Origin of the sequence: Bradyrhizobium sp. 139 (assembly GCF_023074175.1) — a bacterium.
Lineage (GTDB): Bacteria > Pseudomonadota > Alphaproteobacteria > Rhizobiales > Xanthobacteraceae > Bradyrhizobium.
Window position 1 is genome coordinate 32357 of sequence record NZ_JADPKS010000069.1, and the last position, 24154, is coordinate 56510.

Sequence of the window (24154 nt, forward strand, 5' to 3'; positions counted from 1 at the left end):
GAATCTAGGATCGTTTTAGCTCCTCTTGCCCGGCTTTATGGCGGGCATCCACGTCTTTTTTGCAGGGACTGCCGTGTGGCGAGCCATGCCAAATCGAGGGCTGACACCGGCGGTCCGAATGGCTATATCACCCCGGCCCGGCACGTCCGGGCTTTTGGCGTTTGACTGGATTTGAGACATGACGGGAACGACACGATCGAGCAACGGGCTGGACGACCGTCGCAAGCGGCTTCTGTTCCGCTGCTGGCACCGCGGCACGCGCGAGATGGACCTGATTCTCGGCCGCTTCGCGGATGCCGAGATCGGCAATCTGTCCGACGCCGAGCTGACTGAGCTCGAGCGCCTGCTCGAGGTCAACGATCCCGATCTCTATGCCGCCGTCATCGGCGACAAGGTGCTGCCGGCTGACGTCACCGGCGGTTTGTTTGCCCGCGTCAAGGCGTTTCCGCTCGCGGATCGTGACGCATGAAGCAGGGCTCGAAATCTCCGGCCGAGCTGCTCACGCCCGGCCGCGCGCTGACGCTCGCCAATGTCGCCGAAGGCGCCGAAGGCCTCGTCATCTCCGATCTCGCCCGTGCCATCGCGGCCCGGCCGAAGAAGCCGGCCGTCAGCCTTGCCGTGGTCTGCCGCGACGGTGCGCGGATGCAGCAGCTCGAGCGGGCTCTGCAATTCTTCGCGCCCGATTTGCCCGTGCTGACCTTTCCGGCCTGGGACTGCCAGCCGTATGATCGCGTCTCGCCGCATGGCGGCGTCCTGGCGCAGCGCCTGACCACGCTGGCGCGGCTCGCCTCGCTCACCGGTAGCGACAAGCCGCTGATCGCGCTGACGACGGTGAACGCCGTCGTGCAGCGCGTGCCCTCGCGCGACCTCGTCGCGGCGCAGGCGCTGTCGGTTGCGCCCGGCAACGTCGTGCCGATGGACACCATCGTCGCCTGGCTCGAGCACAACGGCTACAATCGCTCCTCGACCGTGCGCGAGCCGGGCGAATATGCCGTGCGCGGCGGCATCTTGGACCTGTTTCCGGCCGGCCTCGACCAGCCGGTCCGTTTCGACTTCTTCGGCGACAGCCTCGAATCGATCCGCACCTTCGACGCCGAGACCCAGCGCACGCTGCTCGACATGCGCGCGCTCGACCTGGTGCCGATCTCCGAATTCCAGCTCGTCACCGACACCATCCGCCGTTTCCGCATGGGCTATGTCGCCGAGTTCGGCGCACCTGAGCGCGACGATGCGCTGTACGAGGCCGTCAGCGAGGGCCGCCGCCATCCCGGCATGGAGCACTGGCTGCCGCTGTTCCAGGACCGGATGGACACGCTGTTCGACTATCTGCAGGGCGCAGCCGTCGCGATCGAGCCGCAGGCCGAGGACGCCATCCGTGAGCGCTTCAAGCAGATACTGGACTACTATCAGGCCCGCCGCGACGCGATGGAGCATCCGGGCGGCGGTGCCATCTACAAGCCGCTGCCGCCGGACAGGCTCTATCTGACCGACGAGGAATGGACCAGGCGCGAGAGCGAGATGCCGCTGGTGCGGCTGACGCAGTTTTCGGTTCCGGCCGATGGCACGAGTGTCGTCGATGCCGGGGCACGCAAGGGCCGTGACTTTGCGCCCGAACGCAACGACGCCACCGTCAACGTGTTCGAATCCGTCGTCGCCCACGTGATGGCGCTGCACGCCCAGCGCAAGAAGGTCGTGGTCGCGCTCTGGAGCGAAGGCTCGCGCGACCGCATGATTTCGATGCTGCGCGACCACAAGCTGACCCACACCACCAGCGTCAACAGCTGGCGGACGGTGCAGGCGACCCCACGCAACGAGACCATGCTGGCCGTGCTCGGCCTCGAAAGCGGTTTCGAGACCGACGAGATTGCGCTCATCAGCGAGCAGGACATCCTCGGCGATCGCCTGGTGCGGCCGCGCAAGGCGAGCCGCAAGCTCGACAATTTCATCTCGGAGATCACGAGTCTGGCGGCCGGCGACATCGTCGTTCACGTCGATCACGGCATCGGCCGCTTCATAGGGCTCCAGACCCTCGACGTCGCCGGCGCACCGCATGACTGCCTCGAGCTGCATTATGCCGCCGAGACCAAGCTGTTCCTTCCCGTCGAGAACATCGAGCTGCTGTCGCGCTACGGCTCCGACCAGACCACGGTCGAGCTCGACCGCCTCGGCGGCTCGGGCTGGCAGACGCGCAAGGCCAAGCTGAAGAACCGCATCCGCGAGATCGCGGGCGAGCTGATCAAGATCGCCGCCGCGCGCCATTTGCACGAGGCGCCGAAGCTGCCGGTGCAGTCGGGCCTTTACGACGAGTTCTGTGCGCGCTTTCCCTATGACGAGACCGAAGACCAACTCGGCGCCATCGAATCAACGCTGAAGGACCTCGAACTCGGCCGTCCCATGGACCGGCTGATCTGCGGCGACGTCGGCTTCGGCAAGACCGAGGTAGCCTTGCGCGCGGCCTTTGCCGTCGCGCTCGAAGGCAAGCAGGTCGCGGTTGTGGTGCCGACCACGCTGCTGGCGCGCCAGCACGCAAGAACCTTCGCCGAGCGATTCAAGGGCTTCCCGGTGAACGTGGCGCAGGCCTCGCGCCTGATTCCGGCCAAGCAGCTCAACGAGGTCAAGAAGGGGCTGGCCGACGGCTCCGTCGACATCGTCATCGGCACCCACGCGCTGCTCGGCAAGGCGATCAAGTTCCGCGATCTCGGTCTCGTCATCGTCGACGAGGAGCAGCATTTTGGCGTCACCCACAAGGAGCGGCTGAAGGCGCTTCGTGCCGAGGTGCACGTGCTGACGCTGTCGGCGACGCCGATCCCGCGCACGTTGCAGCTCGCACTGACCGGCGTGCGCGAGCTCTCGATCATTGCCTCGCCCCCGGTCGATCGCCTCGCGGTGCGCACCTTCGTTGCGCCGCACGATTCCCTGATGATCCGCGAGGCGCTGCTGCGCGAGCGCTATCGCGGCGGCCAGGCATTCTACGTGGTGCCGCGCATCGACGACCTCGCCGAAGTCAAGGACTTCCTCGACAAGAACGTGCCGGAGATGAAGGTCGCGGTCGCGCACGGGCAGATGCCGCCCGCGGTGATCGAGGACATCATGACAGCGTTCTACGACGGCAAGTTCGACATCCTGCTGTCGACCACCATCGTGGAATCCGGCCTCGACATTCCCAACGCCAACACGCTGATCGTGCACCGTGCCGACATGTTCGGCCTCGCGCAGCTGTATCAGCTGCGCGGCCGCGTCGGCCGCTCAAAGCTGCGCGCCTATGCGCTGTTCACGCTGCCGGCGCAGCAGAAGATCACGGCGCAGGCCGAGCGCCGGCTCACCGTGCTGCAATCGCTGGAGACGCTGGGCGCAGGCTTCCAGCTCGCCTCGCACGACCTCGACATTCGCGGCGCCGGCAATATCCTCGGCGAGCAGCAATCCGGCCACATCAAGGAGGTTGGCTTCGAGCTCTACCAGTCGATGCTGGAGGAGGCGATCGTCAACCTCAAGGCCGGTGTGTCTGAGCCCGCCGCCGACCGCTGGTCGCCGTCGATCACCATCGGCATGCCCGTGCTCATTCCGGAAGACTATGTCGGCGACCTCTCGGTGCGGCTGTCGCTGTACCGCCGGCTGGCTGATCTCGACACCGAAGAGGAGATCGAGAACTTTGGCGCGGAGATGCGCGACCGCTTTGGCGTGCTGCCGGACGAGGTGCGCTATCTGTTCAAGGTCGCCGCGATCAAGGCGTTCTGCCGTCAGGCCAATGTCGGGAAGATCGATGCCGGTCCGAAGGGCGCCGTCATCGCGTTCCGCGATAATTCGTTCGCCTATCCCGACCGCCTGGTATCGTTCATCCGCAGCTACGGCCAGGCCGCCAAGGTGCGGCCCGACATGAAGGTGGTGTTCCTCCAGGACTGGGAGACGCCGGAAGAGCGTCTCGTCGGCACCACCGAGATCATGCGCCAGCTGGCGCACCTTGCGCACAGCAAGAAGGCGGCGTAGCGGGTATCGTGTTCCAGGAGACGGCGCGGCGCGAAACGGTGCCCATTTGGCTCCGAAAACAGCGACACATGCCACTTGCGGAATGCCCGAACAGTAGTCATATTGGGGTCATCGAGTTTCGGCCGAACGACTTGGCCTCGCCGCTGATAGCGTGCCTGACTGACGACCCTCCCTCCAGATCTCGAATTCGCCGACTGCGCTCCTGAGCGCAGTTCTAAAGCCTTATCTATCTTAAAGGACGACCCCCATGACTACGGGAACTGTGAAGTGGTTTAACAGCCAAAAGGGTTTCGGTTTCATTCAGCCGGACCAGGGAAGCCAGGACGTTTTCGTTCATATCAGCGCCGTTGAACGCGCCGGCATGAGCACCCTCAACGAGGGGCAGAAGGTTTCCTTCGAAATCGTCGCAGACCGCCGGACCGGCAAGTCTGCTGCGGAAAATCTGCGCGCCGAATAGGCTGCCGCAATCGCGACTACGTTGCTTTGGCCACGGATGTACTGGCAAAGCTTCTGGTTCGTACGACCCGCGACTGGTTTACCGGCCGCGGGTTTTTTTACACCGATTGCGGGTTGGCCCGCCCATCGGAACTGCTGAGGTCGCGAGCGTGTCTATCGGAATCGATTCAGGCCAGGAACACAATGACGAACACGACGACGTCATGTATCCGCAGGTCCTGCCGTTCATATTGGTCCACCTGGGATGCGTCGCGGCGATCTGGTCGGGCGTCTCGTGGCAGGCCGTTGCCATTTGCGCGGTTCTGTACTGGTTGCGCATGTTTGCGATCACTGCCGGGTATCATCGATATTTCTCGCATCGGGCTTACGCGACCAGCCGGGTGTTTCAGTTCATCCTGGCCTTTCTTGCCCAGAGCAGCGCTCAGAAAAGCGTCCTCTGGTGGGCTGCCAAACATCGCCATCATCATCTTCACTCGGATACGGCGCAGGATGTGCATTCACCCCGGCACAAGGGTTTCCTCTACAGTCATCTCGGCTGGATCTTCTACCGGCAGCACGACACAACCGACTTGGTGAAAGTGTCGGATCTGGCGTCGTATCCCGAGTTGATGTGGCTGCACAGACTGGAACTCCTGCCGGCAGTCGTGCTCGCGGGTCTGTGCTTCCTCGTTGCCGGGTGGTCAGGACTCGTGGTCGGCTTCCTCTGGAGCACCGTGCTTGTGTATCACGCCACGTTCTGCATCAACTCCCTCGCACATGTCCACGGCCGCAGGCGGTATGTGACTGGTGATGATTCCCGCAACAATTGGCTGCTCGCTCTCTTCACGATGGGCGAGGGGTGGCACAACAATCACCACGCCTATCAGGCCAGTGCTCGACAGGGCTTCTACTGGTATGAGATTGATCTGACCTATTATGCCCTGGTGGCCTTGTCCTGGCTCGGGATCGTCCGGGATTTGAAGATGCCGCCCAAGCAGGTTCTGCGCAATGAGCATCGGTTGGGCTCGCGCGTGGTAAGACAAGCGGCTGAGCAGCTCGCTGCTCGCTTCAATCCTGAACACATCGCGCTGGCGATCAAGACGTCGATCCATGAGACCGAATTGTCGGTCCGGGACGCGCTCGTTCTGTTGCAGCACCGTGCCGACCTGCGTCTGTCCAGCATGCCGGCTCGCGACCAGTTGCTGACTGAAGCGCAGCGCATGTTCGCCAAAACCATATCGCTGGACGACATTGTCGACCGGGCCTACGAACTCTTGCATGACTCCGTCGGGTTTCTTCTGGCCAGTCCCGGTCTCGCCGCCAACGCGAAAGCGAATGGTGGCATTTAGCGCGAGCATCCCCATATAGGGGTATGACCAATTGGCAGAAGTCGAGTCCGCGGCAAGCACCCAAGACCAAAACTGAGCTCCGCGAGATGCTGACCGAGGCGGTCCGCAACACGCAGCCCAGCCTTGAGTCGAAACGCCTGGCGAAAGCCAGGAAGACCGCGGCTGGGGCGGCTCCCGCCGAACAAGCGCCCGAAGTCATCCCACCGGTTCGCTGAGCCCTGAGCTGCCGAGCAGCGTCATTCAAGCGTTTCATGAAGGAGCAGCATGCGCAAGTTTCCCCAGCCCACCAAACAAGAGCTTGCAGAGGACCCCCAGGCAGTCTCCTTTCAGATTGCGAATGGAAACGCGCGGCAGAGCTGTATTTTACAGACCACCTTCCCGACGAAAGTACAGGCGCAGAGATACCTTCTCACGAATTGGCCGGCCGTCGAAAAGATGGCGCGCGACGCGCTCGCGATGGGAACCGCTGAGGACGGCCAGATCAAGCTTATGATGGCGTAAACGGCCAAGGCGATCCCTCATGAAACTGCAGGTCGTCGCATTGCTTTCGCTGATGGCCATGCCATCGGCCCGCACGGAGGAGACTGCCGCGCCGAGCGCGGCATCTATCATGCCGCCAAGCACGGAATCCTTGGGTTCACCAAGAATCCTTGGGTTCACCAAGAGTGCGGCTCTCGAATATGCGGCACGCGGCATCCGTATCAATGCCATATGCCCTGGGCTTGTCTGGACACCGATGGCCGACCAGATGGTTGCCGCCGGCCAGGGCGATGCTCTCAGGGCAATGGAGAAGAGCGTGCCGATGGGACGGGTCGGCCGCCCTGAGGAAATTGCGAATGCGGTGTTGTGGCTCTGCAGCGGCGCAGCGAGCTACGTAACCGGCCAATCCATCTCGGTGGACGGCGGCTTTATCATGCGCTGAAGAGGATGCCTAAGACGCCGCGCGCGATGCTTCGGCGGACAGCCGGCCGAGCAGCGACCGTGCCGTATCCGATGGCGATAGCGAGTCGACGCTGACCACGGGATCGCTGCGCATCTCGTTCTTGCCGTTGGAGGTGTGCCGCATCACCGCGGAGAGACGACGCGCGATCATATGCGCGGTGCGGAAGTCGGTCTCCGCGAACGCGACGATGACAGAGCCGTCCTTCTGCGCCGAGCCAAAATCCATCTGCCGCATCAGGCGGCTCAGGATCCGTGCGGCATCGAGCTGGGCGCGGGGATTGCCGGGATCGAAGGCAAAGCGCGCCACGGAGAGGCCGCCGCCGCGGGCGAGCGTCTGCTCCACCGCCTTGGAAAAGTCGCTGGCAAAAGCTTCCACCGTGAGCAGGCCGCTGCGCGGATCGAGCCAGCCGCCGGCATCGATCGAGCGCAGCGTGCGGCTCAGTTGAGCCTCCATCGCGTGCTGGCGGATCAGCGGCAGCGCGTTGGCGGCGACCTTCGCCGGCTCGCCCGGAATCAGCTCGAGATTGGGCAGGTCGTAGCTTTGTGTGAGCTGGTGGGCGGTCAGGATCACGGGCAGGCTGCGGAAGCGGGTGTCCTCGGCGAGCACCGTGAGAAAGGCGTCGGCGACGCGCGGGGTAAAACCTTCCGCGAGCACGACGCCGTCGATATCACGGGTGTTGAGATGCTTGGCCGCGGCCTCGATCGAGAGCGCGCCGATGACGCCGACGCGTTCGCCGAGCGCCACGGAGAGTGCAGGATAAGCCACGCCGCGGCCGATCAGGAGCACGGTAGCATCGCGCACGGGATCGGCCTCCGGCAGCGCTACTTTCACCTCCGGCAGCCGGCGCAGCACCGTGGCATGGAGGGTGCGCACGCGTAGCGCGGCGCGGAGCCGCGCGACGAGGCGGTCGGAATTGCCGCCGTGCGAGGAGAAGGGCAGGGCGTTCTGCGGCAGTGTGCCCGCAGCATCAAGCGCCACGAAGGGCAGGTAGGGCGATTGCTCGGCGATCGTCCTGGCGAGCGTCGCCAGATGGGCCTCATGCCCGACATGCATCGCGGCGAGAACCGCGGCCGGCTGCACCTCTCCGACCGCGCGCGCCGCGCTGGCCCAGTCGGTATCGACGACGGGAAAGAGACGGGCCTCGTCCAGTGCCGCGATGAAGGGCGGCCGCTGGGCGTTGGACACAAACAGGATCGGGCCCGCCTGGGACATCACAAACTCTGATCACGCGACAGATGCTGCGCAATCTAGTCCGGTCGCCTTAATGCAGCGTCAATGGATAGCTCGAAACTGCGCTTAAACCGGCCCGGAGCGGTCGCGAAAAGCCTCGACCATCAGGGGGTTAAGCCCGAGTTCGTTGAGCGCTTCGCGGGCCCGGGCATTGTCTTGCGCCCGTCCCGCGAGCCGGTGGCCCGAGAGCCGGTCGGGCAGCGCCGTGAGCAGGGCGCCCTGGCCGAGCCGGCGCGCCCATTCCTGGAGGTCGTTGGACAGGAAGCGGTAGCCGCCGACGGCCATGATGCCGGAGGGCGGCGCGGTGATGCAGATCGCGCCGCTCGGGCGGTCGATCCGCGCGGCATAGCCGGTGTCGACATAGTCGCGCGGCGGCTGCGCCGTCAGGGTGTCACCGACCGGCTGCGGCGGGGCGTAGGCCGCGATCGGCACCATTGCTCCGCGCAGGCCGAGCGTTCCCTTCGGCGTCAGCAGGATCTCGCCGGCGATGGAGGAGCCGGACTGCTCGCGTGGGGCGCCGTGCGGTCCGGGCATCACCGTAACAGGCATGCCGTTCTCGCCGCGGCGGGCGCCGAACAGCCCGGCCTCGCCGAACAGATAGACGTCGGTCAGCGGTGCATGCGGCGCGATCCAGGCCTCGCTCGCCGCAACCTGCTCGGGCGCGCGCCACAGGCCGATGACGTTGCGCAAGCTCGGCATCCGCGCCGCGAGGTCGGAATTGCCGAGCCGCAAGGCGAGCTGTGCGGGGGCGATCAGCACCTCGCATTCATGCTCGTTGATCTGCTGCTCCAGCACGTCATTCTCGAAGGGGTGATGCAGCGCCAGCGCGCCGCCGCAGAGCAGCCACACCGCGAGCGAGGACGCGAGGCCCGCGAACGACATCGGCATGAACGCCGCCATCACGGTCGCGCCCTGCTTGATGTCAGCCTCCAGCGACATCGCGAGGCCACCGGCGATCAGGCTGAAATGCGGCCGTGGCACCGGGCGAAAGCCTTCCGCGGTGACGTCGAAGGAGATCATCGCCGCCTTGCGGCCATCCTGGATCACGGCGCGCGTGGTGCCGGGCGGGCGGGCGAGCACGTCGTCGAGCGAGGCCATGCCCTCGGGCAGGTCGGTGCCGAAACCGCAGACGTATCGGATCGAGAAGGCCTCTGCGGCGGCATGCATCGCGAGATCGGAATAGCTGACGCCGTCGACCTTGCTCATGGTGACGATGGCGCGCGCCGCCGTGCGGTTCAGCGCGGCGGTGAGTTCCGCATGACGCCACAGCAGCGGCAGCACGGCGACGACGAGCCCGGCGCGATGGGCGGCGAGCACCGTCAGCACGAACTCGACCGTCGCAGGCAGCTGGATTGCGATGACGGAATTGGCGGGCAGGCCCGATTCGACGAAATGCGCCGACAGGGCCTCGATGGCAGTGTCGGCCTCGGCGTAGGTCATCCGCCGCGGCTGGTGGCCGGTCACGCGGGCCTTGTTGAAGGGATCGAATAGAGCGGGCGCGTGCGGTTGCCGCGTCAGCGTGCGCTGAAACAACGTGTCGAGCGTCGGCGATACGGGTGGCTGATTCACGGCGTCACTTTGCTTGAGTAGCTTGCGGCTGCCCCTTCGACCACCAGGTCTCCGGCAGATAGCCGGACAGCGAGATGGCCTTTGGCCGTTCTATCCGATTCCAGCGCGCGATCCATTGCTCGGATACGTTAAACAGCGGGATTGTGTAGAAACCGGCGATCAAGGCGCGATCGAGTGCCCGCACCGCCGAGACGAAGGCCGTATGATCACGGGCCTCGAGCAGAGCGCCGATCATGGCATCGACGGCGGGATCTTTGGCGCCCATGTAGTTGCGGGTGCCCGGATTGTCGGCGGCAGCGCTCCCCCAATAGAAATATTGCTCGTTGCCGGGCGACAGCGACTGGTCCCAGCGGTTCTGGATCATGTCGAACTCGTAGCCGAGCCTGCGCTGGTCGAACTGCACCGGATCGACCGCGCGAACGCTCGGCTCGATGCCGGCGCGCTTGAGGTCGCGCTGGAAGGCGAGCGCGATGCGCTCCTGGTCGCGGGTCGTCACCAGCATCTCGAAGGTGAAGGGGGCTTTTGTCGCGCGGTTGCGCAGTACGGTGCCATCGAGATCGTAGCCTGCGTCCGACAGGAGCTTGAGTGCCGCGCGCAACGTCGTCCGATCGCGCCCCGAGCCGTCGGTGACGGGCAGGCGGTAGCTGCCGTCCATGAGGTCGGGCGGAATCTGCGCGGCAAAGGGGTTCAGCAGCTCGTGCTCGCGCGCATCGGCAGGGCGGCCATAAGCCGACAGGTCCGAGCCGGCGAAATAGCCGGCAACGCGCGAATAGAGTCCGAAGAAGTAGTTGCGGTTGACCAGCTCGAAATCGAACAGCAGCGTCAAGGCCTGGCGCACGCGGATGTCGGCGAAGACCGAACGCCTTGTGTTGAACACGAGGAATTCCGAGGGCTGCGGCACGCCGGGCTTGATGGTGTCGCGGATCACTTCGCCGCCTTTGGCGGCCGGAAAGTCGTAACCGTCGTGCCAGCGCAGCGGCTCGTGCTCGACGCGGAAATCATAGAGGCCGCGCTTGAAGGCTTCGAACTGGCCGTTGGCCTCGCGAAAATAGTCGAGCCTGATCTCGTCGAAATTGTAGAGCCCGCGATTGATGGGCAGGTCGCGGCCCCAATAGTCGGGATTGCGGGTCAAGGTCACGCTGGCGCCGGGCTTCACCGCCGTGATCCGATACGGGCCCGAGCCGATCGGGCCCGTCAGCGTCGTCTCCTCGAAGGTCGCAACATCCACGGCATGCTTCGGCAGGATCGGCATCAGGCCGAGGATCAGCGGCAACTCGCGGTCGTTGGCCCCAGCCAGGTCGAAGCGGACGGTGAGGGGATCGGGCGCCTCGGCCTTGGCGACCTTGGCATAATATTGCCGATGGTTGGGGCGGCCGTGATCGCGCAGCAGTTGCCACGAGAACAGCACGTCCTCAGCCAGTACCGCCTTGCCGTCGGAGAAGCGGGCGCGGGGATCGAGGCGGAACGTGACAAAGCTCCGCTCGTCATCGGTCTCGACCGATCTGGCGAGCAGGCCGTAGAGCGTGAACGGCTCGTCGTTGCCGCGCGCGAGCAGGCTCTCGACCACGTAGCTCCGCACCTGCTGCACGGCCAATCCCTTGACGATGAAGGGATTGAGGCTGTCGAAGGTGCCGAGAACGCCCCAGGTCAGCCGGCCACCCTTGGGGGCATCAGAATTGATGTAGGGCATGTGGGTGAAATCGGCCGGCATCGCCGGCTTGCCGTGCATGGCGATGGCGTGGGCTTCCTCTGCCCGTGCGGCGTCTGCCGACAGCCCGTAGGCGAGGCCAAAGGCAAGGACGCAGAGGCGGACGCCAAGGCCTTGAAAACGACCCTCGAAAAGGTGCTGGAACATGAACATCGGCACAGGTTGATTCGAGGACAGGGCGGGTCTGAATCCTATCACAGGGAATTTCACCGACCGCAGGGTCGGATGCGGTCAAAGATGGTTGTCGGCATTGATCTTTTCGTCGGCCACGCTAAGAAGACGGGCAATCGCGCAACAGCGCCGAGCCCGTCACTTATCCGCCTCATTTGGTGGGGAGAGAGCCGCGCCCAAGGCGGCAGGTTCGGCGCTTCGGAGCGGTTCGGGCACTTCCCGTTCAGAAAGGGTTTTCCGCAATGAATTTCCGTTACTTGGCCGCGTGCGTCCGGCCGCGCGGGCGACTTCTCGCCTTGTTGACGGCGACGGCGTTGGCCGTTCCGTTTGCCGCCGAAGCCCAAACTCCTGCGCCCGCCCCGGGCGCGCCCGCGCCCAAGGCGGCGCCGAAAGCTGCTCCGAAGGCTGCGCCCAAGGCTCCGGCGCCGGCCGCCCAGGCTCCCGCCCAGCAGGCTCCCGCGCAGGGCGCTCCGGCGCAGCAGGGTGCGGCCCAGCCGGCTGATCAGCAGATCCAGCTGATCTACGCCCCCTGGACCAAGTTCTGCCTCAAGGGCCAGGACGCCAATGCCAAGCAGGTCTGCTTCACCGGCAAGGACGGCCGTATCGAGTCGGGCCAGCCGGTCATCGCCGCCGTGATCATCGAGCCGGAAGGCGAGCCCAAGAAGATCCTGCGCGTGACGCTGCCGCTCGGCATGCAGCTCGTGCACGGCACCCGCATCATCGTGGACAACAATCCGCCGTTGCAGAGCCCGTATGTGATCTGCTTCCAGAACGGCTGCATGTCCGACTACGAGGCCACGCCCGAGTTCATCAACAACATGAAGAAGGGCCAGAACCTCGTCGTTCAGGCGATCAATGCCAACGGCGCGCCGCTGACCCTTCCGCTGCCGCTCGCCGGCGAATTCCAGAAGGCCTATGACGGTCCGCCGACCGATCCGAAGGTGTTCGAGGAAACCCAGAAGAAGCTCCAGGAAGAGCTTCAGAAGAAGGCCGACGAGCAGCGCAAGAAGCTCGAGCAGCAGGGCGGTGCGCCCGGCGCACCTCCGACCGCTCAGAAGTAATCGGGCGACGGACGTCCGGACATGAAAAAGGCGCTCACTTCGAGCGCCTTTTTTGCTGGCCGCGTGCCGGCGGCGAAACTTCAGAGCGTTTTCGAGCGAAGTGGATACCGGTTCGCGTAAAGAAAACGCGTCAAACCAGAATCTAGTTCAGCGACGGATTCCGCGGGCGATAGCCGCCGCCCTTGTCCTTGATGAAGATCTCGGCGACCTGCGAATGGCGGATCGGTTCGCCGGAATCGTCCGGCACCAGGTTCTGCTCGGAGACATAGGCGACGTACTCCGACTCCGCGTTCTCCGCGAGCAGGTGATAGAAGGGCTGGTCCTTGTGGGGCCGCACCTCCTCGGGAATCGACAGCCACCATTCCTCGGTGTTGTTGAATTCCGGATCGATGTCGAAGATGACGCCCCGGAACGAGAAGATCCGGTGGCGAACGACCTGTCCGATCTGGAACTTCGCGGTCCGCGCTTTAATCATTCTCCGTCGATAGACCAGGATTGTGGCCGATGCTAGTGCCCTCATTTGGAATTTCCCTTCGCCTCAGGGGCGGATAGGCCCCAACTCTTCAGAAAACACTTCATCAATGGTCGATATCCTCAATCTGGCTCTCCCTTATTTTGGCCTGATCTTCGTCGGTTTCGCCTGCGGCAAGGCCAAATCGCTGCCGGAATCGGGGCTCGCCTGGATGAACTTCTTCCTGCTCTACGTGTCGCTGCCGGCGCTGCTGTTTGCGATCATGTCGAAGACGCCGTTTTCGGAGCTGAACAACCCGCCATTCCTGATCGCGACCACGCTGTCGACAATTGCCGCGTTCACAATTGCGCTCGTCGTCGGCAAGCTCCTCGGCCGGCTATCGTTGCGCGAGGCGACGCTCGCGGGCCTTTCCGGCGGCTACGGCAATATCGGCTACATGGGACCGGGGCTGGCGCTCGCCGTACTCGGAACGACGGCATCGGCACCGACCGCGCTGATCTTCTGCTGCGACAGCATCTTCCTGTTCACGATCGTGCCGCTGCTCATCGAGCTCTCCGACCGCGACCATCCCTCGCTGGTCCATGCCTTCGGCGTCGTGCTGAAGCAGATCGTGCTCAACCCGCTGATCATGTCGGCCTGTTTTGGCGCGGCGGTGGCGGCGCTTCATATCGAGCTGCCGGTTGCACTCGATCGCACCATCACCTTTCTCCAGAACGCAGCCGCACCGACCGCGCTGTTCGTGCTCGGCGTGACAGTTGCGCTCCGCCCGTTCGATCGCGTGCCCTGGGAAGTGCCGGGCGTGATCGCCGTCAAGCTCCTGATCCATCCGCTCGCAGCATTCGGGCTGATGCTGGCGTTCGGCCCGTTTGCGCAGCCATGGGCCGCCACGGCCGTGCTGATGGCCTCGCTGCCGCCGGCACTCAACGTGTTCGTGATCGCCCGGCAGAACGACGCCTGGATCGAGTCCGCTTCCGTCGCCGTGCTGCTCGGGACCTTCGCGTCCGTGGTCACGCTGACGACCGTGATGTGGGCGATCCAGACCGGCCGCCTCGCGTTTCCCTGAGCGGGCCTACCGCCGCCAAATCTACCTGCGCCAAATCTACCTGCGCCAAATCTACCTGCGCCACGTCGGCGTCAGCCCCTCGCGCATCGCAAACCGCCGGAGCGGGCCAATGGCGCCGAGCAGGTGCATGCCGACCGCGCGAATCGGCTGGAGCGGCAGGAAATCGTTGAGCAGGGAGCGGTTGGCGATATCGATCGCAAACGTGCGGCTCAGAATATCCGGACGTCGCGCCCGGTCGTAGCGCTTGAGCAGGTCGGGTGCGCCGGGATCCTGGCCCGCGGCGATGGCTTCGCCCGCGAGCCTGGCGATGTCGGCGGCATCGCGGAGGCCGAGATTGAGACCCTGGGCGCCGATCGGCGGAACCACATGGGCGGCTTCGCCGACCAGCGCGATGCGGTCGCGGCCGAAGGATTTTGGCCGTTCGATCGCAAGCGGGAACAGGTTGCGGCCCGGTTCGACCGTCATGCGTCCCAACATCGAATGCGACTGCTTCTCGATCGCGGCGGACAGCTCCTCATCGCTCAATCCGCGAAGCCGCTCGGCTTCCGCGGGTGCCGAGACCCAGACGGTGCTGGAGCGGTCGCCGGGCAGGGGCACGAACACGCAGGGCCCGTGCGGAGTGTGGAACTCGGTCGAGACGTTGCGATGCGGGCGCGCGTGGCCGACATTAAAGGTCAGCGCGGTCTGCGTCAGGTCGCGCCGCGTCACCGCGATGCCGACGGCCTCCCGGCATAGCGAGTGCCGGCCGTCGGCACCGACCACGAGCCGGGCCGAGAGGAATTGCGCGGACGCGGTGCGGATCGCGACGTCGTCGGCTTCGATCAGAACGCTTTCGGCCTCGTCATCGAAACGGGCGAGGTTGGGCAACTCGGCCGCACGTTCTTCCAGCGCCAGCATCAGCGAGCGGTTGTCGATGTTGTAGCCGAAGGCATCGAGCGCGATTTCGTGACACGAGAATCGGACCTCCGGCGCGCGGAACAGCCGGTCGGTGTCGTCGACGAGGCGCATGATTTCGAGCGCGGCCGCCTTGTCCTTGCAGCGCGGCCAGACGTCGAGCCCCTCCAGGAGATCGACGGAGGCGCCGAGCAGCGCGGTGGTGCGGTTGTCGGCATAGGGCACACGCCGCGCCACCAGCGCGGTCCTTGCACCCGCCTGCGCCAGTGCGATGGCGGCCGCCAGTCCCGCCGGTCCGCCGCCGATCACGGCCGCGTCATGGAGTGTCGATGCGTCTGTCATGGAACGACATTTGACACGCCCCGCGGCAAATTCAAGCTTAAGTCTCCGTCGTCCTTTCGGGGCGCGCCTCTTGGCGCGAGTCCGGAATCCATCACGCCGCACAGATGGCTGTGAAATGGATTCCGGGCTCGACGCTGCGCGCCGCCCCGGCATGACGATACGGAGACAATCAACTCGCCGCCCACTGATTTTGCCTGCTTTTATGGCGAATTGTGCGACCGTGCGCCGCAATGGCGGATGTGCAAACCGGCCTCATTCTGATAGCAGAAGCCATGGATACCCAGCAGGATTCCCTGAAGCCGAAACCGGCGATCCGCGCCGCGGCCTTTTCGGTGCACATCTTCACCGCCTTCGGCGCGGCCATCGCGCTGCTGGCGATGTTGGAGGCCGTGCGCGAGCACTGGGCGGGGATGTTTCAGTGGCTGGGTGTAGCCCTGATCATCGATGCGATCGACGGGCCGATCGCCCGCCGGCTCAACGTCAAGGGTGTGCAGCCGAACTGGTCGGGCGACGTGCTCGATCTCGTGGTCGATTTCGTCACCTATGTCTTCGTGCCGGCCTATGCGATCGTGGCGAGCGGGCTGTTGCTGCCGGTTGCGGCGCCGCTGCTCGGCATCGCCATCATCGTCACCAGCGCATTATATTTCGCCGATCTGCGCATGAAGGCCGACGACAATCATTTTCGCGGGTTTCCGGCGCTGTGGAACGCGGCTGCGTTCTATCTATTCCTGCTGCACTGGCCGCCGCTGGCATCGACGCTGCTGGTCGCGGCCCTGGTGGTGCTGACCTTCGTGCCGTTCCACGTGCTGCATCCGCTCCGGGTCGTGCGGCTGCGCTGGCTGACGATGTCGCTGATCGCGATCTGGGCGCTGCTCGGGCTCTACACGCTGCAGATGGATTTTCGCGTCGGCGCCGGCGTAACCGTCGCTCTCTGTGCGATCGCACTCTGGATCGTCTTCAGTGACGCATTGATCCGGCTCGCAAGATCCTTCGCATGATGCACCTGCTCACCAGCCCCGAAGCCTGGGCCGCGCTGCTCACTTTGACCTCGCTCGAGATCGTGCTCGGCATCGACAACGTCATCTTCCTGTCGGTGATGGTCTCGCGCATCCCCGAGAAGCAGGCGCACCGCGCCCGCCAGATCGGGCTGGCGCTGGCGCTGGTCTTCCGCATCATCCTGCTCAGCCTGCTGGTCTGGTTGATCGGCCTGACCGCGCCGGTGTTTTCGTTGTCAGGTTACGATTTCTCGTGGCGCGACCTCATCCTGATCGGCGGCGGCCTGTTCCTGATCGCGAAGGCGACGCACGAGATCCACGCCGAGGTCGAAGCCGATGACGGCGAGGGCGACCGGGAGTCGGGTGGCCGCGCCTTCTTCTGGGTAATCGTCCAGATCATCGTCATCGACATCGTGTTTTCGCTGGACTCGATCATCACCGCGATCGGCATGGCGCAGGACATCGAGATCATGATCGCGGCCGTCGTGATCGCCTGCCTGATCATGTACATTTCGTCGGGGCCGGTGTCGCGATTCGTCGCGGAGCATCCGACCACCAAGATGCTGGCGTTGGCGTTCCTGGTGCTGATCGGCGTCGCGCTGGTCGCGGACGGATTCCAATTTCACATTCCGCGCGGTTACATCTATTTCGCTATTGCGTTCTCGGCCGCAGTGGAATTCTTCAACGTGCTGGCGAAGCGCAACCGCAGGAAAGCCCGCAACCCGTCGGGTTAACCGTTCCAGGCAGCGTCGAGTTGACAAGGCCGGCGCGATGTCTTTCGCTGAGAGCGTTTTCGAGCGAAGTGGATACCGGTTCGCGTAAGGAAAACGCGTCAAAACAAGAATCTAGAGCCCCGTTCCAATTTCATTGGAACGGGAATGGCTCTAGCCGCGAGAAGAGGAGGTCAGGTGATGACCAAAGCCGTCCGTGTGCACAAGGTCGGAGGCCCCGAAGTCCTGGTCTATGAGAGCGTCGATGTTCCGGCGCCGGCTACCGGCGAGGTGCGCATCCGCCAGCATGCGGTCGGGCTGAACTTCATCGACGTCTATTATCGCACCGGCCTCTATAAGGCGCCGGGACTGCCCTTCATCGCGGGCAACGAGGCCTCGGGCGAGGTCGTCGCGGTCGGGCCGGGCGTGACCAATTTCCACCCCGGCGACCGCGTCGCCTACTACCACAATCTCGGCGCCTATACCGGTGAGCGCAATATCTCCTGGGAGAAGCTGGTCAAGCTGCCCGACCACATCACCCACGAGCAGGGCGCGGTGCTGATGCTGAAGGGGCTCACGGTCTGGTACCTCCTGCACAAGACCTTCAAGGTCGAGCCGCATCACCGCGTGCTGATCCATGCCGCAGCCGGCGGCATCGGCCTTCTGGCTTGCCAATGGGCGAGCGCGATGGGCGCCCATGTCATCGGCACCGTCGGTTCGCGTGAGAAGGCCGAGCTCGCCGAAGCCAATGGCTGCGACCACGTCATCCTCTACAATGAAGAAGACTTCGTCGCGCGCGTCAAACAGATCAGCCGCAACGAAGGCTGCGACGTCGTCTATGACGGCGTCGGCAAGGCGACGTTCCCGGGCTCGCTGTCGTGTCTCAAGCCGCGCGGCATGTTCGTCTCGTTCGGCAATGCCTCAGGTCCGGTGCCGCCGTTCTCGATCGCCGAGCTCAACACTCACGGCTCGCTGTTTGCGACGAGGCCGAAGCTGAATGATTACATCGGCACGCGCAAGGAGTTGCTGGAAGGTGCCGACACGCTGTTTGCCGCCGTCATCAACGGCAAGCTGCACGTCCCGATCAACCACGCCTACGCGCTGAAAGACGCTGCGAAAGCGCATATCGATCTCGAAAGCCGCAAGACCACAGGCGCGTCGATCCTGAAGCCGTAATCATTGTGCCCGCGAGGAACGGCATGCCCGGGCTTGTCCCGGGCATCCACGTTCTTCGCGCCCTGCGTCTAGGCGTGGACGGCCGGGACAAGCCCGGCCGTGACGGAGAGAGAGCGGCAACTTACGCCACGCACCGCGCCGCGCCGGCCCTGGTCAAGATCCCGTCGAGACAATCGATCATCTCGGCGATCTCGGCCCGCGTGACGTTGAGCGCCGGCATGAAGCGCAGTGCATCGACCTGCGGCGCGTTGAGGAGCACGCCGGCTTCGAACGCTTGCACGACGATGCCGGGCGCGATCGGCAGCTTGAGGTCGAGCGCCAGCAACAGGCCGCGTCCCCGCACCCCGCCGAGACCATGCCGCGCCGAGACCTTCTGCAACTCGCTTTCGAGCAGCAGGCCGGTCTCGGTCACCGCCTTCAGGAAGTCGGGCTTGCCGATCTCTTCCAGCACCGCGAGCCCCGCCGCGCACATGATCGGGTTGCCGTTGAAGGTGCCGCCCTGATCGCCGTGCTCGAAACAGGATGCGCGTTCGGTCGCGAGCAGCGCCGCGAGCGGCACGCCGCCGCCGATGCCCTTGCCGAGCGTCATGATGTCGGGCGCAATCCCAGCGTGCTCGTAGTGGAACAGCTTTCCGGTCCGGCCCATGCCGGTCTGGATCTCGTCGAAGATCAGCAGCAGGCCGTGCGCGTCGGTGAGGGCGCGCAGCTCCTGCAAGAACTGATCGGTCGCAGGCCACACGCCGGACTCGCCCTGGATCGGCTCCAGCATCACCGCGACCGTGTTGTCGTTGATCAGCTTTTCGACCGAGGCGATGTCATTCAGCTTCGCCTTCTTGAAGCCGGCAATTTTCGGCTCGAACAGCGGCTCGAACGCCTTCTTGCCCGAGGCTGACATCGTCGCCAGCGTCCGGCCGTGGAAGCCGCCCTCGAAGCTGATGATCTCGAACGCGCCGCCTCTGTGCAGGCTGCCGTATTTGCGCGCGAGCTTGATCGCGCCCTCGTTGGCCTCCGCGCCGGAATTGGCGAAGAATACCTGGTCGAAGGCGCTGTTTGCGACCAGCGCCTCGGCGAGCTTCAGGCTCGGCTCGTTGTAGAAGGCCGGGCTCGGCGTCAGCAGCCGCTTGGCCTGCGCGGCGAGGGCGTCGGCGATCGCGGGCGGCGAGTGCCCGAGGCAATTGACGGCCCAGCCCTGCACGAAATCGAGATAGCGCTTGCGGCTGTCGTCCCAGAGGTAGGAGCCGGCGCCGCGGACGAACACGGCGTTGGGCCGTGCGGTGATGTCCATCAGCGCGTCATACGGATGGGTGGCGTTGGTCATGTCGAACTCCTCTGGAGGCGGGTGGAAAGGGCGCGCGAAAAGCAAAAAGGCCGCACCTTGCGGGTGCGGCCTTCTCGAAAACTCGGCTGAATTCAGTGGTTCAGCGGCGTCGTCGGACATGGCGCACCCTCTCATCGTCGCGGAAGCGACGACGGAGCATTTCGGTGCGCTGATGGGTCCGAGCGTTGATCATGGGCCGCGGCAATACAGGCGAATGGCAGGGCTTGTCAAGCGGGCGTCTTGGAAGTTGCTCGCCGAGCGTGCATCGGTCAGATCGGATGCGCGGCTTTCTCGGCGTATTCCGGTTGTGACATCGGGGGTGACGAAGAGGTGCAGGGTCCGTGCGGTTGCGCGCGGCGCGATGCACTGGATATCGCGCGTTCGGTTGAATTTCACCGATTGTCCGCCTAGAAACCATCACGCCTCTGGCGCGTTTGTGATCGATGAGCGCCAATTGGTTCGAACCGAAGCTACCGCGGCTCAGACCAAGAGGGGCGGGACCAACCAGACAGTTTTCAGCCTTGTCAGATACGCTCTACTCGATCGACCTCGACAGCATTCGCAGCGCGTTTCCGCCGGGTATCGAAGCGCCATCCCTCCTGGTCGACTTCGCCAGCTGGCTGAAGGGGCGCCCCTGGGGCAGTGTTGGCTGCTTCTCGCTGCAAGGCCAGTTCTCGGATCACACACCGATCATCAACGGCAGTTTCTTGCGTGACAGGTTTTCACTGTTCATGCGGCTGCCGGACGGCTCGGCCGTCGGCGGCTGGTATGGCGCGGGTCTGGATCGCGACAATCCGCCGATGGTGGGGCTGGGGTCGGAGGGCGACTACGAGTTGCTGGCGCCGAGCCTCGACGGGTTGCTCGCAAAACTGACATCGCAGCAATTCGACAAGGCCTGGAGCGATCTGCGGCCGCATGACGAGGTCGAGTGCCAGACGGTCGAGCTTGCACAATGGCTGGCCGGACGGCCGACCGGCGAGACGATGGCGCCCGACGAAACATCGTCGGAGCTGCCCGACTTTCGCGGCTTTGTCGAAAAATGGAGCCGGGATCGCGAAGACTACTGGGCCAATCACCGCTTGATGGCCGAACTCGGCTGGCGCCTTGCCGCCCATCTGCCGAAGGGCAAGAATCCCTGGGACAAGACGCATTTCGAAGTCGCGATCGTCGGCAAGCAATACGAAGCCCGCGTCCTGACCCGTGGACCGCAGCCGTTCGAGGAAGCCGCCTCGATCGAGTCCCTGCTGCGCGACTTGCGCGAGGAGATGCGCCGCGCGCAGCCCGAGCTCGGGTTGTGGCACGCGATGACCTTCGGGCTCTATGCCGACGGCCGGGTCATGCCGAATTTCGAATACGATGTGCGCCCGACCATCTATGGCGAGCCTGCAAAACTGTCCGAAGCGCAGGCCGATCTCGCCCGCGCCCCGCGCCCCGAGCGCTGGGTGCCGAAATGGCTGGTGGCGTGGTAAGTTCTCAGAACCCCGCGACGCTGCCGTGCAGATCGTATTGATCGGCGTGCTCGATCTTCGCGGTGACGATCTCGCCGACGCGCAGAGGACGGCGGCTGGAGAGATAGACCGCGCCGTCGATCTCCGGCGCATCGGCCTTGGAGCGGCCCTTGGCGACCGTCGGGCCCACCTCGTCGATGATGATCTGCTGGCGCGTGCCGACCTTGCGCTTCATCCGGCGCGCGGAGATTTTCTGCTGGCGGGCCATCAGCGCGTTGTAGCGCTCCTGCTTGATGTCTTCCGCGACCGGGTTCTCGATCGCATTCGACGTCGCACCCGCAACCGGCTCGTATTTGAAGCAGCCGAGGCGATCAATCTCGGCTTCATCCAGCCAGTCGAGCAGATAGGCGAAGTCGGCATCGGTCTCGCCGGGGAAGCCGACGATGAAGGTCGAGCGCAAGGCCAGATCGGGACATTCCTCGCGCCAGCGCTTGATCCGCGCCAGCGTCTTGTCCTGCGCCGCCGGGCGCTTCATCGCCTTCAGCACCTCGGGGCTCGCGTGCTGGAAGGGGATATCGAGATACGGCAGCACCTTGCCCTCGTTCATCAACGCGATGACCTCATCGACATGCGGGTAGGGGTAGACATATTGCAGCCGCACCCAGGCGCCGAGCTCGCCGAGCTCGCGCGCGAGGTCGAGGAATCTGGCGCGGACCTGACGATCCTTCCACGGGCTCTCGGCGTATTTGAGATCGACGCCATAGGCCGAGGTGTCCTGCGAGATCACCAGCAATTCCTTGACGCCGGCACCGACCAGACGCTCGGCCTCGCGTAGCACGTCGCCCGCCGGACGCGAGACGAGATCGCCGCGCAGTTTCGGGATGATGCAGAAGGTGCAGCGGTTGTTGCAGCCCTCGGAAATCTTCAAATAGGCGTAGTGGCGCGGCGTCAGCTTGATGCCCTGCGGCGGCACCAGGTCGAGATGCGGATTGTGCGCCGGTGGCAGCGCGCGGTGCACGGCATCCAGCACGCTCTCATATTGCTGCGGGCCGGTGATGGAGAGCACGCCGGGATAGGCCTGCTCGATCTGCTCGGGTTCCGCGCCCATGCAACCGGTCACGATCACCTTGCCGTTCTCGGCCATGGCCTCGCCGATCGCCGAGAGGGATTCCTGCTTGGCGCTGTCGAGGAAGCCACACGTATTAACGATGACGATGTCGGCCCCGTCATGCTTTCGGGCGAGCTCGTAGCCCTCAGCGCGCAGGCGCGTGATGATGCGCTCGGAATCCACCAATGCCTTGGGACACCCGAGCGACACGAAGCTGACCTTGGGCGCAGCCGTCTGATCCATATCTGATCTGCCTGATTGACCGGCCTGAGCTAGTCCCAATTGCCCATAATTACAACCCTTTGCATCGCCCGCGGGCATGCTATGGATGAATCACTGGTGGTGAGTGAGCTATGAGCGCCGAGCAGTCGCCCAAAATCGTGATCGTCGACGAAAGCCCGATCCGGGCTGCGATCCTCGAGGAAGGGTTGCGGGAATCCGGCTTCACGCAGGTCGTCCATATCCGCGAGATGCAGAGCCTGCTCGCCCGTATTTATGCGGTAGACCCCGACATCATCCTGATCGATCTGGAAAACCCCAGCCGCGACGTGCTGGAAGCGATGTTCCAGGTCAGCCGCGCCGTGAAACGGCCGATCGCGATGTTCGTCGACCAGAGCGATTCAGCCTCGATCCAGGCGTCCGTGGAGGCGGGAGTATCCGCCTACATCGTCGACGGGCTGAAGAAGGAGCGCATCAAGCCGATCCTCGACCTCTGCGTGTCGCGCTTCAACGCCTTCGCCAAGCTTCAGGAGGAGCTCGAGCGCACCAAGTCGCAGCTCGAGGACCGCAAGATCATCGAACGCGCCAAGGGCATCTTGATGAAGGTGAAGGGCCTCAACGAGGACGAGGCCTATGTGCTGCTGCGCTCCACCGCCATGCGCGAGAAGAAGAAAATCGGCGAGATCGCGCAGTCGATCATCACCGCGTCGGAGATGCTGAAATGACTGCCCCCCTCCGCATCGGGTTCATTCCGCTGGTCGATGCTGCCGCTCTCATCGTCGCCGTCGACAAGGGCTTTGCCGCCGCCGAAGGGCTCGAGATCGAGCTGGTGCGCGAGGTCTCCTGGTCCAACGTCCGCGACAAGCTCAATATCGGCCTGTTCGACGCCGCGCATCTGCTGGCGCCGGTGGCGATCGCGTCCTCTCTCGGGCTCGGCCACGTCAAGGTGCCGATCGCCGCGCCCTTCAACCTCGGCATCAACGGCAACGCGATCACGGTCTCGCCGGCGCTTCATGCCGCGCTGATGGAAGAGATCGACGGCGACCGCTTTGATCCGCTTGTCACGGCGAAAGCGCTGGCGCGCGTGGTCGCCAAGCGGCGCAAGGCAGGGGCTGAGCCGCTGACATTCGGCATGACTTTCCCGTTCTCGACCCACAATTACCAGCTGCGGTTCTGGATGGCGGCAGCCGGCGTCGATCCGGACGAGGATGTGCGCCTCGTGGTGCTGCCGCCGCCCTACATGGTCGACAGCCTCGCGAACGGCCATGTCGATGCGTTCTGTGTCGGCGCGCCCTGGAATTCTGTCGCGGTCGATCTCGGCATCGGCCACATCCTGCATTTCGTCGCCGACATTCTCGTGCGGGCGGCGGAGAAAGTCTTGGCCGTCCGCCAGACCTGGTCCGACAAGAATCCGGATGTGGTCGCTGCCCTGGTACGTGCGGCGGTGAAGGGCGCCGCGTTCATCGAGGACCCCGCGAACCTGACTGAGGCAGCGCGGATCCTGGCGCAGCCGGAACGGATCGGCGTCGATGCCGAAGTCATTCAGCGAACCCTCACTGGGCGCCTGAAGATTTCGCCTGACGGCACCTTCCGCGAGAGTGGTCGCTATCTCCTGGTCGGACGCGAAGGGGCAGGGCGCCCCGATCCGGTGCAGGCTGCGTGGCTCTACGCGCAGATGGTGCGTTGGGGGCAGACTGCGCTGACGCCGGATGGCGTCAAGACGGCGATGGCCGTGTTCAGGCCCGACCTTTACGACGCAGCCCTTGGTCACCAGCCGCCCACCGAAGCCCCCGCAGCGTTCGGGGCATTCGCCGGCCCCGCCTTCGATCCCGCCAACATCCGTGGTCATCTGGAGGCCTTCGAGGTCGGGCGCTGGCGGACCTGATTCGGTCCTGCACCATTTTTGAGCGGAAGAAATCATCGTCTAAATTTTGAGCTAGCTGCTCGAATTTCATCAGA

The 24154-nt window shown here is 64.6% G+C and carries 21 protein-coding genes; 14 read left to right on the top strand and 7 right to left on the bottom strand.

From position 1 onward, the window contains the following. The first annotated feature begins 178 nt into the window (after nt 1-178). The 6 genes from IVA80_RS15750 to IVA80_RS15775 all read left to right on the top strand — a co-directional run bounded on the left by IVA80_RS15750 (nt 179) and on the right by IVA80_RS15775 (nt 6690). A complete protein-coding gene (locus IVA80_RS15750) occupies nt 179-469 on the top strand; it encodes a succinate dehydrogenase assembly factor 2 (protein WP_247431577.1) in 291 nt (96 codons plus the stop codon). Further along, nucleotides 466-3984 (top strand): transcription-repair coupling factor, encoded by a 3519-nt coding sequence (mfd, locus tag IVA80_RS15755; RefSeq protein ID WP_247431580.1) that lies wholly within the window; start codon nt 466-468, stop codon nt 3982-3984. Before IVA80_RS15750 ends, mfd begins: the two co-directional genes overlap by 4 nt. A 247-nt stretch (nt 3985-4231) precedes the next feature. Next, complete coding sequence (locus IVA80_RS15760) at nt 4232-4441, top strand: cold-shock protein (protein ID WP_247431583.1); 210 nt, start codon at nt 4232-4234, stop codon at nt 4439-4441. Between the two features lie 202 nt (nt 4442-4643). After that, nucleotides 4644-5768, top strand: coding sequence for an acyl-CoA desaturase (locus IVA80_RS15765; protein ID WP_247432081.1), 1125 nt, complete (start codon nt 4644-4646; stop codon nt 5766-5768). A 264-nt stretch (nt 5769-6032) separates the two neighbouring features. Beyond that, complete coding sequence (locus tag IVA80_RS15770; RefSeq protein ID WP_247431586.1) at nt 6033-6269, top strand: hypothetical protein; 237 nt, start codon at nt 6033-6035, stop codon at nt 6267-6269. A 19-nt stretch (nt 6270-6288) separates the two neighbouring features. After that, nucleotides 6289-6690 (top strand): SDR family oxidoreductase, encoded by a 402-nt coding sequence (locus IVA80_RS15775; protein WP_247431589.1) that lies wholly within the window; start codon nt 6289-6291, stop codon nt 6688-6690. 9 nt (nt 6691-6699) lie between these two features. Here the strand turns inward: IVA80_RS15775 and IVA80_RS15780 are convergent, their stop codons facing one another. The 3 genes from IVA80_RS15780 to IVA80_RS15790 form a co-directional block, all read right to left on the bottom strand. After that, a complete protein-coding gene (locus IVA80_RS15780) occupies nt 6700-7923 on the bottom strand; it encodes a GGDEF domain-containing protein (RefSeq protein ID WP_247431591.1) in 1224 nt (407 codons plus the stop codon). An 84-nt stretch (nt 7924-8007) separates the two neighbouring features. After that, entirely contained in the window at nt 8008-9510 is a 1503-nt protein-coding gene (locus IVA80_RS15785; protein WP_247431594.1) for a class I adenylate-forming enzyme family protein, read from the bottom strand. Nucleotides 9511-9514: 4 nt separating this feature from the next. After that, a complete protein-coding gene (locus IVA80_RS15790; protein ID WP_247432084.1) occupies nt 9515-11371 on the bottom strand; it encodes an extracellular solute-binding protein in 1857 nt (618 codons plus the stop codon). A gap of 260 nt (nt 11372-11631) precedes the next feature. Here IVA80_RS15790 and IVA80_RS15795 point away from each other — a divergent pair, with 260 nt between their 5' ends. Further along, entirely contained in the window at nt 11632-12450 is an 819-nt protein-coding gene (locus IVA80_RS15795) for an invasion associated locus B family protein (protein ID WP_247431597.1), read from the top strand. 142 nt (nt 12451-12592) lie between these two features. On the opposite strand, the gene hspQ is transcribed toward IVA80_RS15795, so the two are convergent. After that, the gene (gene hspQ, locus IVA80_RS15800) at nt 12593-12925 is read right to left on the bottom strand and encodes a heat shock protein HspQ (RefSeq protein WP_247322400.1); all 333 of its coding nucleotides are present in this window, start codon (nt 12923-12925) and stop codon (nt 12593-12595) included. Nucleotides 12926-13031: 106 nt separating this feature from the next. Between hspQ and IVA80_RS15805 the strand changes: the two genes are divergently transcribed. Further along, nucleotides 13032-13985, top strand: a complete 954-nt coding sequence (locus IVA80_RS15805; protein ID WP_247431601.1) for an AEC family transporter — start codon at nt 13032-13034, stop codon at nt 13983-13985. A gap of 51 nt (nt 13986-14036) precedes the next feature. On the opposite strand, the gene IVA80_RS15810 is transcribed toward IVA80_RS15805, so the two are convergent. Next, a complete protein-coding gene (locus IVA80_RS15810; RefSeq protein ID WP_247431604.1) occupies nt 14037-15221 on the bottom strand; it encodes a UbiH/UbiF family hydroxylase in 1185 nt (394 codons plus the stop codon). A 230-nt stretch (nt 15222-15451) separates the two neighbouring features. Between IVA80_RS15810 and pcsA the strand changes: the two genes are divergently transcribed. From pcsA to IVA80_RS15825, 3 genes are all read left to right on the top strand, one after another. Beyond that, entirely contained in the window at nt 15452-16219 is a 768-nt protein-coding gene (pcsA, locus tag IVA80_RS15815) for a phosphatidylcholine synthase (RefSeq protein ID WP_247431607.1), read from the top strand. Further along, complete coding sequence (locus tag IVA80_RS15820; RefSeq protein ID WP_247431610.1) at nt 16216-16950, top strand: TerC family protein; 735 nt, start codon at nt 16216-16218, stop codon at nt 16948-16950. Before pcsA ends, IVA80_RS15820 begins: the two co-directional genes overlap by 4 nt. Before the next feature lie 177 nt (nt 16951-17127). Further along, the gene (locus tag IVA80_RS15825) at nt 17128-18102 is read left to right on the top strand and encodes a quinone oxidoreductase (RefSeq protein WP_247431612.1); all 975 of its coding nucleotides are present in this window, start codon (nt 17128-17130) and stop codon (nt 18100-18102) included. 121 nt (nt 18103-18223) lie between these two features. Here IVA80_RS15825 and IVA80_RS15830 read toward each other — a convergent pair whose 3' ends face one another. Continuing rightward, nucleotides 18224-19420, bottom strand: coding sequence for an acetylornithine transaminase (locus tag IVA80_RS15830; protein ID WP_247431615.1), 1197 nt, complete (start codon nt 19418-19420; stop codon nt 18224-18226). 521 nt (nt 19421-19941) lie between these two features. Between IVA80_RS15830 and IVA80_RS15835 the strand changes: the two genes are divergently transcribed. Then, nucleotides 19942-20889: a hypothetical protein gene (locus tag IVA80_RS15835; protein ID WP_247431619.1), complete on the top strand. Its 948-nt coding sequence runs from the start codon at nt 19942-19944 to the stop codon at nt 20887-20889. 4 nt (nt 20890-20893) lie between these two features. Here IVA80_RS15835 and rimO read toward each other — a convergent pair whose 3' ends face one another. Next, a complete protein-coding gene (gene rimO / locus IVA80_RS15840; RefSeq protein WP_247431622.1) occupies nt 20894-22219 on the bottom strand; it encodes a 30S ribosomal protein S12 methylthiotransferase RimO in 1326 nt (441 codons plus the stop codon). A gap of 110 nt (nt 22220-22329) precedes the next feature. Between rimO and IVA80_RS15845 the strand changes: the two genes are divergently transcribed. Next, nucleotides 22330-22920, top strand: a complete 591-nt coding sequence (locus IVA80_RS15845) for an ANTAR domain-containing protein (RefSeq protein ID WP_247431625.1) — start codon at nt 22330-22332, stop codon at nt 22918-22920. Further along, nucleotides 22917-24080 (top strand): CmpA/NrtA family ABC transporter substrate-binding protein, encoded by a 1164-nt coding sequence (locus IVA80_RS15850; RefSeq protein WP_247431628.1) that lies wholly within the window; start codon nt 22917-22919, stop codon nt 24078-24080. Before IVA80_RS15845 ends, IVA80_RS15850 begins: the two co-directional genes overlap by 4 nt. Nucleotides 24081-24154 lie beyond the last annotated feature (74 nt).

Coding starts and splice junctions, on each gene's coding strand:
- IVA80_RS15750 (WP_247431577.1), top strand. CDS start 179: ATGACGGGAACGACACGATCGAGCAACGGGCTGGACGACCGTCGCAAG.
- mfd (WP_247431580.1), top strand. CDS start 466: ATGAAGCAGGGCTCGAAATCTCCGGCCGAGCTGCTCACGCCCGGCCGC.
- IVA80_RS15760 (WP_247431583.1), top strand. CDS start 4,232: ATGACTACGGGAACTGTGAAGTGGTTTAACAGCCAAAAGGGTTTCGGT.
- IVA80_RS15765 (WP_247432081.1), top strand. CDS start 4,644: ATGTATCCGCAGGTCCTGCCGTTCATATTGGTCCACCTGGGATGCGTC.
- IVA80_RS15770 (WP_247431586.1), top strand. CDS start 6,033: ATGCGCAAGTTTCCCCAGCCCACCAAACAAGAGCTTGCAGAGGACCCC.
- IVA80_RS15775 (WP_247431589.1), top strand. CDS start 6,289: ATGAAACTGCAGGTCGTCGCATTGCTTTCGCTGATGGCCATGCCATCG.
- IVA80_RS15780 (WP_247431591.1), bottom strand. CDS start 7,923: ATGTCCCAGGCGGGCCCGATCCTGTTTGTGTCCAACGCCCAGCGGCCG.
- IVA80_RS15790 (WP_247432084.1), bottom strand. CDS start 11,371: ATGTTCATGTTCCAGCACCTTTTCGAGGGTCGTTTTCAAGGCCTTGGC.
- IVA80_RS15795 (WP_247431597.1), top strand. CDS start 11,632: ATGAATTTCCGTTACTTGGCCGCGTGCGTCCGGCCGCGCGGGCGACTT.
- hspQ (WP_247322400.1), bottom strand. CDS start 12,925: ATGATTAAAGCGCGGACCGCGAAGTTCCAGATCGGACAGGTCGTTCGC.
- IVA80_RS15805 (WP_247431601.1), top strand. CDS start 13,032: ATGGTCGATATCCTCAATCTGGCTCTCCCTTATTTTGGCCTGATCTTC.
- IVA80_RS15810 (WP_247431604.1), bottom strand. CDS start 15,221: ATGACAGACGCATCGACACTCCATGACGCGGCCGTGATCGGCGGCGGA.
- pcsA (WP_247431607.1), top strand. CDS start 15,452: ATGGCGGATGTGCAAACCGGCCTCATTCTGATAGCAGAAGCCATGGAT.
- IVA80_RS15820 (WP_247431610.1), top strand. CDS start 16,216: ATGATGCACCTGCTCACCAGCCCCGAAGCCTGGGCCGCGCTGCTCACT.
- IVA80_RS15825 (WP_247431612.1), top strand. CDS start 17,128: ATGACCAAAGCCGTCCGTGTGCACAAGGTCGGAGGCCCCGAAGTCCTG.
- IVA80_RS15830 (WP_247431615.1), bottom strand. CDS start 19,420: ATGACCAACGCCACCCATCCGTATGACGCGCTGATGGACATCACCGCA.
- rimO (WP_247431622.1), bottom strand. CDS start 22,219: ATGGATCAGACGGCTGCGCCCAAGGTCAGCTTCGTGTCGCTCGGGTGT.
- IVA80_RS15845 (WP_247431625.1), top strand. CDS start 22,330: ATGAGCGCCGAGCAGTCGCCCAAAATCGTGATCGTCGACGAAAGCCCG.
- IVA80_RS15850 (WP_247431628.1), top strand. CDS start 22,917: ATGACTGCCCCCCTCCGCATCGGGTTCATTCCGCTGGTCGATGCTGCC.